The following is a 12,428-nucleotide window of genomic DNA, read 5'->3' as shown; positions in this document are numbered from 1 at the left end:
CGGGTTTTTTTTTAACTATTCAACTGAGAGAGCGTCATGACAAATCAAGTGAAGATCTTTGATACCACATTGCGAGACGGTGAACAGGCCTTACCTGCAAGCCTAAGTGCCAAAGAGAAATTACAGATCGCGCTGGCGCTCGAACGTTTAGGCGTAGATATTATTGAAGCGGGTTTCCCTGTGTCTTCTCCAGGTGACTTCCGCTCTGTACAAATGATTGCGAAAGAGGTTAAAAACTCTGTCGTTTGTGGTCTATCTCGTGCTTTGCCAGGCGATATTGATGCCTGTGGTCAAGCGTTAAGCGTTGCCGAACAATTCCGAATTCACACCTTTATTGCGACCTCTGAAATTCACGTTGGCGCTAAGCTTCGCAAGTCACAAGATGAAATTGTTGAAATGGCAGTGAAGGCGGTTAAGCATGCTCGCCAGTACACAGATGACGTAGAATTTTCCTGTGAAGATGCCGGTCGTACTCACATCGACTATCTATGCCGCATGGTAGAAGCTGCTATTAATGCTGGTGCGACTACTGTCAACATTCCCGACACTGTGGGCTATACCACACCTACTGAATTCGGCGGAATCATTAAGCAATTGTTCAATCGCGTTCCTAATATCGATAAAGCCACAATCTCTGTTCACTGTCATAACGACTTGGGCTTAGCCGTTGCGAATTCATTGGCCGCCGTTGAGCAAGGCGCAAGACAGGTAGAATGTACGATTAACGGAATTGGAGAGCGTGCCGGTAATGCATCGCTTGAAGAAATTGCGATGATCTTGCAAACCCGTAGGGGCATGTTGGGCATTGACACCAATATTAACTCAACCGAAATTTCTCGCACCTCAAAATTAGTAAGCCAGCTTTGTAATATGCCGGTTCAGGCCAACAAAGCCATTGTAGGCGCGAATGCGTTTAGTCACTCATCGGGTATTCACCAAGATGGTGTCTTAAAAGCGCAAAATACCTATGAAATTATGACCCCAGAGAGTGTGGGCATTAACAAAAACAATCTAAACCTGACGTCTCGCTCAGGTCGCCACGTTATTAAGCACCGCTTGACTGAGCTGGGTTATAAAGCCGAAGACTACGATTTAGAAGCAGTATATGACGCCTTCTTAAAGCTAGCGGATAAAAAAGGCCAAGTATACGATTACGACCTTGAAGCCTTGTTGTTCTTCGATAAGCAAAAACATGACCAAGCACATTTCCAGTTGCTTTATCTTCAAGCGAATTCAGGACGCGAAATCATTCCAAGTGCCACCGTTAAAATGAAGGTGGGCACTGAAGAAATTACTCAATCGAGCATTGGTAATGGCCCTGTAGATGCTGCGTATAAAGCCATAATGTCTATACTGGGTCACGAAGATTTAGAAGTGGTGGACTTCAAGCTAGACTCAAAAGGTGAAGGTGCTGACGCCCTAGCACAGGTGAGCGTAATCGCTACCTATAAAGGCCGCCGTTTCCACGGAATAGGTCTTGCTACAGATATTGTAGAGGCTGGTGTGAAAGCCCTTATCTTCGTATTAAACAACACTTATTTGGCCGATCAAATTGATCAGCAAAAAAATCAACAAGAACGCGTTGCAGGAGTATAAATGAGCCAGTATTCAATTGCCGTATTAGCCGGAGACGGTATCGGCCCAGAAGTTATGCAGGAAGCCAATAAGGTTTTAGATGCTGTTGAAAAAAAATTTAACGTAACCCTAAACCGCACTGCATATCCTGTGGGTGGCTACGCCATTGATACTGAAGGTGAAGCCCTGCCCTCAAAAACGCTGTTGGGTTGTGAGCAAGCCGATGCAATTTTGTTTGGCAGTATCGGCGGCCCTAAGTGGGACACTCTGCCACTAGAACAACGCCCAGAACGCGCGGCATTACTAACCCTACGCAGCCATTTCGACTTGTTCAGTAACTTACGACCTGCGCGTATTTATCCTGGCCTTGAGAGTTTGTCTCCGCTTCGCGAAGATATCGCAAAATCAGGCGTAGACGTTTTAGTTGTGCGCGAACTAACCAGCGGCATTTACTTTGGTCAGCCAAAGGGCCGTGAAGGTGAAGGCGAAGAAGAGTTCGCGTATGACACCATGCGCTACAGCAAACGTGAAATTCGCCGTATTGCTATTGCTGCGTTTGAAGCAGCACAGAAACGTCGCGGCAAAGTGACGTCAGTAGACAAAGCCAATGTATTGGTAACCAGCCGTTTATGGCGTGAAATTGCAGAAGAAGTGTCAAAAGACTATCCAGATATAGAACTTGACCACATCTATATCGACAACGCCACCATGCAAATAATGAAGAACCCAGCACAGTTCGATGTAATGCTATGTTCAAACTTATTCGGCGATATCGTTTCTGATGAATGCGCGATGATGACAGGCTCTATGGGCTTGTTGCCATCTGCAAGTATGAACGAAGAAGGCTTTGGCCTTTATGAGCCAGCAGGCGGTTCGGCCCCTGATATTGCTGGCCAAGGCATTGCTAACCCTATCGCACAAATTTTATCAGCCGCTATGATGCTTCGTTTTAGCATGAACTTAGGCGATGCAGCAGACGCTATCGAAAAAGCAGTGGTAGCGACACTAGAAGCAGGTGTACTTACGGGCGAGTTATTACCTGCAGATAAACGCAGCCAAGCGGCAAGCACGTCGCAAGTAGGCGATGAAATCGTTAAACAATTAATGGCGCAGGAGTAAAAACATCTCATGGCCAAGACCTTATATGACAAAGTGTGGCAAGCCCACATCATCGACCAAATCGGTGAAGACAGCTTAATTTATATCGACCGTCACTTAATTCATGAAGTGACATCACCTCAGGCATTCGCTGGCCTTAACGAAAAAGGCCGTAAAGTACGACGCCCTGATCGAACGGTTGGCACCATGGATCACAGTATTTCAACGCGTTCACTGGCAATTGATGCCTGTGGTCCGGCAAATGCGCTTCAGCTACAAACCTTGGCAAAAAACTGTGAAGAACACGGCATTCAGCTATTTCCAGTGGGCCACCAAAAGCAAGGTATTGTGCACGTCATGGGCCCTGAATTAGGTTTAATTCAGCCTGGTATGACGGTGGTGTGTGGTGACTCACACACTGCAACCCACGGTGCATTTGGTGCGCTAGCGTTTGGTATTGGTACCTCTCAGGTAGAGCATGTGTTGGCAACGCAAACGTTGAAACAAAGCCGCGCTAAGAGCATGCTTATCAATGTAAATGGCAAGCTTCCTGTCGGGATTACCGCAAAAGACATCATTCTTGCCATTATTGGAAAGATTGGCCACGCCGGCGCTACTGGTCATGTTATCGAATACGCAGGCGAAGCTATCCGCGGTTTAAGCATGGAAGAGCGCATGACGGTGTGCAACATGAGTATTGAAGCTGGCGCGAAAGCCGGTCTTGTTGCACCAGACGAGAAAACCTTCGCCTACCTTGAAGGCCGAGAATACGCACCTAAAGGCCAAGACTGGGAAAACGCCGTCGCTTATTGGAAAACCCTTTATACTGAAGAGGGCGCAACCTTTGACACTGTGGTTGAACTTGAAGCGGCGGATATCGCTCCACAAGTTACTTGGGGTACCAACCCAGGTCAGGTTATTGGCGTAAACACGCCGGTACCTGCACCTGAAGATTTCAGCGACCCGATAGAAAAAGAGAGCGCGGTAAAAGCCCTTGAGTATATGGGCTTGAAGCCAGGCGAAAAGCTTTCTGATGTTGCTGTTAACCACGTATTTATCGGTTCATGCACCAATGGACGTATTGAAGATATGCGCGCAGCTGCGCAAATCGCTAAGCGTGGCAAAGTAGCCGAAACAGTGACTGCTATTGTGGTTCCGGGGTCTGGTAACGTTAAACGCCAAGCAGAAGCTGAAGGCTTAGATAGAATCTTTATAGACGCTGGCTTTGAGTGGCGCTTACCTGGCTGCTCTATGTGCCTAGGTATGAACGACGACAAGCTAGTGGCAGGCGACAGATGTGCCTCTACCAGTAACCGTAACTTTGAAGGCCGTCAAGGCCGTGGTGCGCGCACTCACTTAGTAAGCCCAGCAATGGCTGCCGCTGCTGCAATTACCGGTCGCTTTGCTGACGTTAGAGATTATCAGGAGTAAGTTATGTCTGAACAAGGTTTTACACAACACACAGGCATTGCTGCGCCGCTTGATCAGGCCAATGTCGATACCGATCAAATTATTCCAAAGCAGTTTCTGACTGGCGTAACTCGAGCTGGCTACGGCAAACATTTGTTCCACGACTGGCGCTACTTGGACTTAGAAGAAAAAGAGCCAAACCCGGCATTTGCATTGAATAAGCCAGAGCACAAAGGTGCCAGTATTTTGCTAGCTCGCGAAAACTTTGGCTGTGGCTCAAGCCGAGAACACGCGCCATGGGCGCTTGCCGATTTTGGTTTTAAAACGGTTATTGCCACCAGCTTTGCTGACATTTTTTACGGCAACTGCATTAATAACCAGCTAGTGCCAGTGACGTTATCTAGCGAGCAAATGGACGTGTTGTTTGCTGCGGTGAAGGCAGATCCAGCAATTAAGATCACCGTTAACCTTCCTGCGCAAGCTGTGAGTTTTAACGACACGCGCTTCAGCTTTGATATTGCCGAACACCACAAAAACAACCTAATTAAAGGCTTAGATGCTATTGGTCAAACCTTAGAACTAACTAATACCATTGAAGCTTTTGAGGACAAACAGCCTGCATGGTTGTAAAAGCACCTTCTTTATCGCTTTAAAAACGCCTTATACAACAAAGCGCGCTGTCGTGAGATAGCGCGCCTTTTCTATACTTCCATCTAAGTATTTAATCAAACGCTCCCCCCTTAGAAAATATTTAACTTCATCAGCTGGGGGTTGAAATGTCATTGCTTTTCAAAACATTCTTCTGTTTTAACATATTAGAGTGAACTTATATGCCGTCACGCAGCAGGCTCTAGTTATACTAAAGATGAATAAAGCTCTGACTTTTTTCACTAGAATATCGTACTATTCCTATCTATTGTAGTTAAAGGCTATGGCATCGTTGTGCCTCACAGGAGAGATAATGCTAGAACAGGTACCCATTGATGATTTGCAACCTGGAATGTATGTCAATCAAGTACTTGAACAGACAGGTTCACTTAAGATGCGCTCTAAAGGCGTTGTGAAAACCCAAGCCATTATTGATAGTCTGAAATCGAAGGGCATTTTGAGTGTCGAGGTTGACCTTGCCAGATCAAAGCTTTCTAAGGCACCTATTCAACCCGAGCCATCTACACAAGCAGAGTCAGAAACCATTAAACCGGCTGTTAAGCCTGTCGGTCGCGATTCGATTAATGAAGCGTTTGAGCTATACAACAACGCAATTGCCATTCAAAGCAGCTTTTTGAAGTCGCTTAAAAATGGGGCGGTAAAAGACTTATCACCCATGGAGTCGCTATCACAAAGCTTGATAGAAAGTGTCTTTGATAATAAAGACGCGCTGAGTTGCCTGACTATGATTAAAGATACTGACCAGTATCTTCTGGAACACAGTATCAACTGTAGTGTACTTAGCGGTATTTTCTGTGAATTCCTTGGCTATGACAGAGACACCATAGAGCAAGTTAGTTTAGGCACTCTATTAATGGATATCGGCATGTCTTCGCTGCCCGATGAGATTCGCAATAACGCGGGCGAATTTTCCAGTGATGATTGGGAAGTGATGAAAACACACGTTGAAATTGGTGCTGACTTAGTTGAACAATGCGGTGATATTTCTGACTTATCGCTACGTATTATCAAAGAGCATCATGAGCGCGTAGATGGAAGTGGCTATCCTAAAGGGTTAGTTGATGAGGAGATTTCAGAATTCGCACGTATCGCTGCTATTGTGGACGCATACGATGCCATGACATCTAACCGAACACACAAAAACAGTATTACACCCACTCAGGCACTAAAACGCCTCACCGCAAGTAAGAACTTAGACCAAAAATTAGTGAAGCAATTTATCCAGTGTATTGGTGTGCACCCTCTGGGCTCATTAGTTAGATTAAAAAGCGGTAAGCTAGGCATTGTGAGTAAAATCAATCCTAAAGATCCGGTAAGCCCTCACGTAATGACATTTTACAGCCTTACGTCGCAACATTTTAATGAAGTTAAGCGCATTGATTTAAGCCAATACGACGATGAGATTATTTCAGGTGTTCGGCCCGAGGAATTTAACTTGAACTTACCTAAATTTTTTAAAGAAGTTTTTATTAATCAGATGCCATTGTAAAGAATCAGTGCTTCCAACTAAAAGGCCATTCATTCAGAAGGGCCTTTTTCATATTGCTTAACGATTTTGTTCCTAAGACCGATAGCTCTAGCGATTGACATTCACCAATCAGTTAATGCTGCCATAGTAAAAAGCTCATCTTCGAAAGAAAGCACCACACGCTGCGCTTCAATGTTTACGATTTGCACCTTATCGGCAATCCAATCGCCCTCACCTATTTGACGTCCGTTTACTCTCACCCACCTATCGGATGGACGAGACGCATACATGTGTGCACTAAAATTCATTGTGGGAAGCCGCGTAAGCAGCCGAACGGGAAGCTGATCGACACGGAGTAGCTCGTCTTTAACGGTTACTCGCGTTTGCTCATCAGGCGGCGCATTATTTTGCGCATTTGAGTCTAGCGCTTCCACGGCTGCATTAAAGCGTGCCATAAGCTCAGGCGACACTGACACATCAGATTGAGGCGCTGCTTCGTTCAATACTTTTCCTTCGTAGTCTCCTGAAGCCTCAATTTGTCTTGAATCTGTTGAAGAGTTACGCTCATATCCATTACTTGGCTCGCCGCCAGAACGTTGGGAGACTTCGTTATTGTAGCGATTCTGAGTATCTGCTGTGTTTGGGTTTGTATTTGGTCCAGCAACTAAATCAGTACTTTGCGTTGCAGCTAAGTTGCCAACAGACTGGTTATTTACCATATTGTTAGATTGGGTGCCTGGCTGAGCCGCAGCGCCGTTACTAATGTTGGCATTTGCCGCCGTATTAGCAGCTTCATTTAAACCTGCGCTTCGCCCACTTCCCTGAGTGTTAGAAGATGCCTGTTCACTTTTGTTGTTTGAAGTGCCTGGTGCTTCATTACTACTTTGCGCGGTCGTAAGCGTTGAAGCGCCTCCGCTCGCTTCAGCCTGTGAAACCGGGCTTTCAGAGTCTGCCGCCGATTCTGAAGAGGGTGCAGTTAGCATTGGCCACCAGCGTTTTGCCGTAGCGGCGGAAAAGCCAATGCATAAACCACCAAGAATAACGACGGCAAAAAACGCAACTTGCTTGGTGTAAAGCTTCCATGCTGACGGAAGTCCTTCCACTGTGGGTAAGAACAAGCTTCGATTAAACTGCTCGTTAAGGGATTTATCAAATTTGGCTGTCGTGTCATGCTCGCCCCGAAGCAAAGCTTGGGTTTGCGTCCTATGATGAACTGCCGGCGCTATTTCCACGGTTTGCTCAGGGTCAATCTCAACCTCTTGAACGCCCATTTCAGCAAGGCCCTGCACCATAGCATCACTGGTCACTAAACCCGACTTTCTTATTTTTACTGGCCCATTCTGCTTAGTAATTTGGACAATCACCATGCCGGGCGTTAGGTTTTCAATGGCAACGATATTAGACATACAAACTCCCTAGTCCATAGCCGAATACGATGGCCAAAACAAACGCTGATGCTAAATACCATTTTCGCTGGCTTCGCACGCGCTGACTGACGACATCTTCACCTAGAATTTGCTCTGCCGCGGCCAAAAAAATTGGCTTTTGTACTACCGCATGCTGCTTAGTAAAAGATAAGGTTAACGCTCTGTCGCACAGCAGATTAATTACCCTTGGAATTCCGCCGGTAATTTGATGCACCGCGCGTAAGGTAGACTTACTGAAAATACTGATATCACCTTCGGCCACGCTTAAGCGGTGTGCTATGTAAGCACTAACTTCTGGCGCAGTTAAGGGCAGCAGATGATAACGAGCGGTAATACGTTGAGCCAGCTGACGTAATTCGTTACGCTTTAACAACTGCTGCAATTCAGGCTGACCTATCAATACTACCTTTAACAGCTTTTCACGATTCGTTTCTAGGTTGGTCAATAAACGAAGTTGTTCTAGTACTTCGGGCAACAGATGTTGCGCTTCATCAACCATAAGTACCGTATTCATGCCTGACTGGTGATTCTCTGCTAACTTAGACAAAATCAAATCGGTGAAGTACTTAAGGCTTGCTTTTTCAGGTGTATAAGCCAAGCCTAGCTCATCGCATACCGTTGCTAATAGCTCAAGGGCGGATAAGGTAGGATTCAATATCATGGCCACCTGTGTATTATCAGGTAGCTGCTGCAATAGTTTTCTTGAAACCGTTGTTTTTCCTGTGCCCACTTCCCCGGTGAGCATGACAAACCCACCGCTTTCTCTAAGGCCAAAGGTCAAATGGGCCAACGCCTCTTTGTGCCTTGGGCTCATATACAAATAATCGGGGTTAGGCGCAATCGAAAAAGGATTGTCATTTAACCCGAAGTAGTTCAAATACATGGTTGCTAAAGCGCCTATCTGTTTTAATTTTTACGACGATTAAACTACCAGACGCAACCTTGAAGTGAAAGCGCATAACGATGTGGCTACGAATTTTATTTGTAACATTGCTATACTGCGCCACTATTATGTTGGGAGTATTGATTTTTACGACACGCCAAAAGTCGGCACATCCCTAAACTGAAAAAAGTATTACTGACTAAAAATTGTTGGAAGAGCATGCAAGTATATCTCGTTGGTGGCGCAGTACGTGACGCACTTTTAAATAGAAAAGTTATTGAACGCGACTATGTTGTGGTGGGCGCCACACCAGAAGAAATGCTTAACCAAGGTTTTACCCAAGTAGGTAAAGACTTCCCTGTTTTTTTACATCCTAAGACACAAGAAGAATACGCACTTGCACGCACAGAGCGTAAGTCAGGAAAAGGCTACACCGGTTTTGTGTGCGATGCATCAAGCTCGGTCACGTTAGAAGAAGATTTGTTACGCCGGGACCTTACTGTTAACGCGATAGCGCAAGATAACTTTGGAAACCTTATCGACCCCTATGGTGGTAAAAAAGATCTAGAAAACCGCGTACTTCGCCACGTATCTGACGCCTTTAGTGAAGACCCTTTACGCGTATTTCGCGTGGCTCGATTTGCCACCCGCTATGCTTATTTAGGGTTTACTATCGCCACTGAAACCATGGCACTTCTGCAGAATATGGCCGAAAGCGGCGAGTTAAGCACGCTAAGTGCAGAGCGGGTATGGCAAGAAACAAAGCGCAGTCTTTTAGAGAAAACACCGCATGTTTTTTTCATTGTATTAAACCAAGCCCATGGCCTCAATGACTGGTTTACTGAGCTTGAAAGAAATTTAGATACTGCTCTGGAAACGTTAAAAACGGCGGTGGAGCTAGAAAAGGCTGCAAGTAAACACCTCGTTAAAAATACTGATTCAGAAACCGCTAGACTGATAACACGATTCACTGCCCTACTCTCTCATCTTGGTGAGGAGGAAGCGAAACGCCTATGCGGCCGTCTCAAAGTGCAAAACCAAGTCAGTGAAATTGTCAGCCTTGCCTGTAAGTTTAAAGATCTTCTATTAAACACGCAGAGCTCGCCCGCTGACTTACTCGCCTTGTTCAATGGCTGTGATGCATGGCGAAGAGAGGAACGTTTCACATTATTACTTAGCGCTTTTGCGCCTTATGCCCATAACAAGGGCGTAGATTGGCAACACCAACAAAAGCGCATAGAAGATGCGTTGGCATCCGCCAACCAAGTGAATGTGCAAGATATCATTGCCACCGGCGTTAAAGGCCCTGAAATAAAAGACGCACTCAACCAGGCAAAGCTATCCGCAATTGCTTCTATTAATACATAATTGTGCTAAGGCAATGATTGAAAGGAAACTACTTAACAGCATCAACCAAATCAGTGGTGACGCTATGGAATGCCAACTCTGGCGAAGAGATAGCCTCATGGGAAATTAAACGCAACTCAAGCGAAGCCACCAATCACGCTATTACACTTAACGAGGATGGTGATGTTGTTACCCTCTCCTCTGATGGCGTGCTTCAAAGCTGGGTTTACCGCGCACTGGTTACACCACTCTGATATATCTAATGCTGATACCGTCCCTCACAGCCTTTACCCCATTTTTTTGCTAACAAGTTTTCGTTTACATAGTTGAAGCATGTCGCTAATATCACACCAGGATTACAAATGTAATCTTAAAATGTATTTGTGCGAAACGTTTGCAACAGTTGCTCACTAGATATTTGTTGCTTGTTCGCAGCTCGTTAAATAACGACTTCGAAGCGAGATTCGTTTTGAGTAAACGGCTCGTCCTTTTAAATGAAGAAATCTGGCATCGGCTTGGAGATTCTTAAGTGAAAAAAATAATAATAACGTACCTTATAACTTTAGCTTTTATCCTTGTAGTTAGTGGATGTGCAAGCCACCCAACCGTCTATCTTTACGGCAAATATCTTGAGCCGTCCAAGGTTCAAGCCCTATCTGAACAGTTAACGAACCAAGGCTTGAATGTTGAAGTAAACGACTTTGATTTTCCTACATCCGTGTCTACCAATACGTTGCTCTATTCTTTGCTGCTACAATCACCAGAAGCAATCGACAATACCACTACCATCGCAGAGAATGCGGGTTACTCTGTAAACAGTATCCAATCGCTCACTCAAGGCAATCATTGGTATACTAAAAACTCTTTGGCGCTATTCGTGTTTCCTGACGGCAATCGCCCCAGCGGAACCCTACTTGCCCAAGATCTTATCCATAGCTATATCGCCAAAGGATGTGGTAACGGCCAGCGCCTCACGCTGCATAAAGACGGAGCATATACCCTAACACTTCAAACGCCCACATCTTTAGAAAACGCAAAGGGTAAATGGAAGTTTCGCCAGTTTCCTTACCTAGAACTTCAAGAACCAAATTCACCGTACGCCAACTACTACTTCGAAATTTCACGGGTTGAAAGTGAGGATAAAGTGAGTAAGCTCGATTTAACGCACTTGCATTTACTTAACGCTAACAGCGCCAACCCGTTAGCGTCAGAATGTGTATTTACCTACGGTGTGCGAATTTAACGCCAGTTTTTCTCAATGTTTTGGTATAGCAATGCTACAATACGCCCCATTCATCTAGAGCGTTTTTTATACTATGACTTTCGAAGAACTCGAATTAGACGAGGCACTGTGTCACGCAGCTGCCGATATGGGGTTTGAAACTCCAACTAGCATTCAAGAACTGGTTATTCCGCATGCGTTGGATGGTCGAGATATCTTGGCCTCTGCTCCTACAGGTACAGGTAAAACAGCCGCTTTCTTATTGCCTGCATGCCAGTTTTTACTTGATTATCCGCGCAGACAGCCTGGTGCTACACGTATTTTGATCCTAACGCCTACCCGCGAATTAGCGTTGCAGGTTTACGAGCAAGCCCTAGCTATTACTAAACATACACAAATTGTGTGCGGCGTAATAACCGGCGGTATTAACTACGGTACCGATAAAGAAACCTTAAGCAAGAATCTCGATATTCTTGTGGCCACGCCAGGTCGTTTGCTTGAGCATATCGAAAAAGAAGCCGCAGATTGCCGTGATATCGAGTGTTTAATTCTTGATGAAGCTGACCGCATGTTGGATATGGGTTTCTCAACAGTCGTTAACCAAATTGCTGCGGAAGCTCGCTGGCGCAAGCAAAACCTATTATTCTCTGCCACGCTTGAAGGCAAAGGTGTTAAGACCTTCGCTCATGACATCCTTAACAATCCTGAAGTGATTGAAGCGAACCCGTCGCGCAAAGAGAAGAACAAAATTCATCAGTGGTATCACCTTGCTGACGACATGAATCACAAGCAAGCTTTGCTGGTGAATATTTTGAAGCAAGAAACCACGACGTCAGCGGTCGTGTTTGTGAAAACCCGCGAACGCCTGCAAATGCTTAAGGACTTCTTAGCCTCGAAAGACATTCCAGTGTGCTGGCTACAGGGTGAAATGCCACAAGACAAACGCATTGCAGCGCTAGCCCGTTTCAAAAGTGGTGAAGTACCTATCTTGCTGGCAACGGATGTTGCTGCCCGCGGTATCGACGTACCTAACGTGAGCCATGTTATTAACTTCGACATGCCGCGCAAAGCCGACGTTTACGTGCACCGCATTGGCAGAACCGGCCGCGCTGGCGCCAAGGGCACTGCAATATCTTTGGTTGAGGCCCACGATTTTGACATGGTAGCCAAAACCGCACGTTACATGGGCGAACCACTTAAAGCTCGCGTCATCGACGAGCTACGCCCTAAAAACAAAACGCCTAAAATTGGCCCAAAAAAGAAAAAAGTGAAGGCCAAAGACAAAGCCAAGGCAAAAGCTAAGCCTAAAAAGAAAAAGTAAAACTCGAG

Annotated in this window: 11 protein-coding genes; 9 read left to right on the top strand and 2 right to left on the bottom strand. The window is 45.6% G+C overall.

The annotated features are described in order from the left end of the window. Positions 1-36: 36 nt before the first annotated feature. From leuA to V7R42_RS05930, 5 genes are all read left to right on the top strand, one after another. The gene (gene leuA / locus V7R42_RS05950) at positions 37-1,596 is read left to right on the top strand and encodes a 2-isopropylmalate synthase (protein ID WP_334019273.1); all 1,560 of its coding nucleotides are present in this window, start codon (positions 37-39) and stop codon (positions 1,594-1,596) included. Beyond that, positions 1,597-2,694, top strand: a complete 1,098-nt coding sequence (leuB, locus tag V7R42_RS05945) for a 3-isopropylmalate dehydrogenase (RefSeq protein ID WP_334019272.1) — start codon at positions 1,597-1,599, stop codon at positions 2,692-2,694. A gap of 9 nt (positions 2,695-2,703) precedes the next feature. Beyond that, positions 2,704-4,104, top strand: a complete 1,401-nt coding sequence (gene leuC, locus V7R42_RS05940; RefSeq protein ID WP_334019271.1) for a 3-isopropylmalate dehydratase large subunit — start codon at positions 2,704-2,706, stop codon at positions 4,102-4,104. A gap of 3 nt (positions 4,105-4,107) precedes the next feature. Beyond that, positions 4,108-4,713 carry a 3-isopropylmalate dehydratase small subunit gene (leuD, locus tag V7R42_RS05935; protein WP_334019270.1) on the top strand — a complete coding sequence of 202 codons (606 nt, stop codon included), beginning with the start codon at positions 4,108-4,110 and terminating at the stop codon, positions 4,711-4,713. Between the two features lie 331 nt (positions 4,714-5,044). Beyond that, positions 5,045-6,241, top strand: a complete 1,197-nt coding sequence (locus V7R42_RS05930; RefSeq protein WP_334019269.1) for an HD-GYP domain-containing protein — start codon at positions 5,045-5,047, stop codon at positions 6,239-6,241. Between the two features lie 101 nt (positions 6,242-6,342). Here V7R42_RS05930 and V7R42_RS05925 read toward each other — a convergent pair whose 3' ends face one another. Next, positions 6,343-7,626 (bottom strand): general secretion pathway protein GspB, encoded by a 1,284-nt coding sequence (locus V7R42_RS05925; RefSeq protein WP_334019268.1) that lies wholly within the window; start codon positions 7,624-7,626, stop codon positions 6,343-6,345. Continuing rightward, the gene (locus tag V7R42_RS05920; protein WP_334019267.1) at positions 7,619-8,530 is read right to left on the bottom strand and encodes an ExeA family protein; all 912 of its coding nucleotides are present in this window, start codon (positions 8,528-8,530) and stop codon (positions 7,619-7,621) included. Before V7R42_RS05920 ends, V7R42_RS05925 begins: the two co-directional genes overlap by 8 nt. 219 nt (positions 8,531-8,749) lie before the next feature. Between V7R42_RS05920 and V7R42_RS05915 the strand changes: the two genes are divergently transcribed. From V7R42_RS05915 to srmB, 4 genes are all read left to right on the top strand, one after another. After that, the gene (locus V7R42_RS05915) at positions 8,750-9,898 is read left to right on the top strand and encodes a CCA tRNA nucleotidyltransferase (protein ID WP_334019266.1); all 1,149 of its coding nucleotides are present in this window, start codon (positions 8,750-8,752) and stop codon (positions 9,896-9,898) included. A gap of 17 nt (positions 9,899-9,915) precedes the next feature. Next, on the top strand, positions 9,916-10,131 hold the full coding sequence (locus V7R42_RS05910) for a hypothetical protein (protein WP_334019265.1): 216 nt from the start codon (positions 9,916-9,918) through the stop codon (positions 10,129-10,131). Between the two features lie 275 nt (positions 10,132-10,406). Continuing rightward, on the top strand, positions 10,407-11,120 hold the full coding sequence (locus tag V7R42_RS05905) for a hypothetical protein (protein ID WP_334019264.1): 714 nt from the start codon (positions 10,407-10,409) through the stop codon (positions 11,118-11,120). A 73-nt stretch (positions 11,121-11,193) separates the two neighbouring features. Then, positions 11,194-12,420 (top strand): ATP-dependent RNA helicase SrmB, encoded by a 1,227-nt coding sequence (gene srmB / locus V7R42_RS05900; protein WP_014948476.1) that lies wholly within the window; start codon positions 11,194-11,196, stop codon positions 12,418-12,420. The last annotated feature ends 8 nt before the right edge of the window (positions 12,421-12,428 follow it).

Source organism: Alteromonas sp. S015 (assembly GCF_036864485.1).
Taxonomy (GTDB): Bacteria; Pseudomonadota; Gammaproteobacteria; order Enterobacterales; family Alteromonadaceae; genus Alteromonas.
This window is presented reverse-complemented; position numbering and strand designations above follow the sequence as displayed.

Excerpts from the sequence above, each read along its gene's own strand:
- leuC (WP_334019271.1), top strand. The coding sequence starts at position 2,704 with ATGGCCAAGACCTTATATGACAAAGTGTGGCAAGCCCACATCATCGAC.
- leuA (WP_334019273.1), top strand. The coding sequence starts at position 37 with ATGACAAATCAAGTGAAGATCTTTGATACCACATTGCGAGACGGTGAA.
- V7R42_RS05915 (WP_334019266.1), top strand. The coding sequence starts at position 8,750 with ATGCAAGTATATCTCGTTGGTGGCGCAGTACGTGACGCACTTTTAAAT.
- V7R42_RS05930 (WP_334019269.1), top strand. The coding sequence starts at position 5,045 with ATGCTAGAACAGGTACCCATTGATGATTTGCAACCTGGAATGTATGTC.
- leuB (WP_334019272.1), top strand. The coding sequence starts at position 1,597 with ATGAGCCAGTATTCAATTGCCGTATTAGCCGGAGACGGTATCGGCCCA.
- srmB (WP_014948476.1), top strand. The coding sequence starts at position 11,194 with ATGACTTTCGAAGAACTCGAATTAGACGAGGCACTGTGTCACGCAGCT.
- V7R42_RS05920 (WP_334019267.1), bottom strand. The coding sequence starts at position 8,530 with ATGTATTTGAACTACTTCGGGTTAAATGACAATCCTTTTTCGATTGCG.
- leuD (WP_334019270.1), top strand. The coding sequence starts at position 4,108 with ATGTCTGAACAAGGTTTTACACAACACACAGGCATTGCTGCGCCGCTT.
- V7R42_RS05925 (WP_334019268.1), bottom strand. The coding sequence starts at position 7,626 with ATGTCTAATATCGTTGCCATTGAAAACCTAACGCCCGGCATGGTGATT.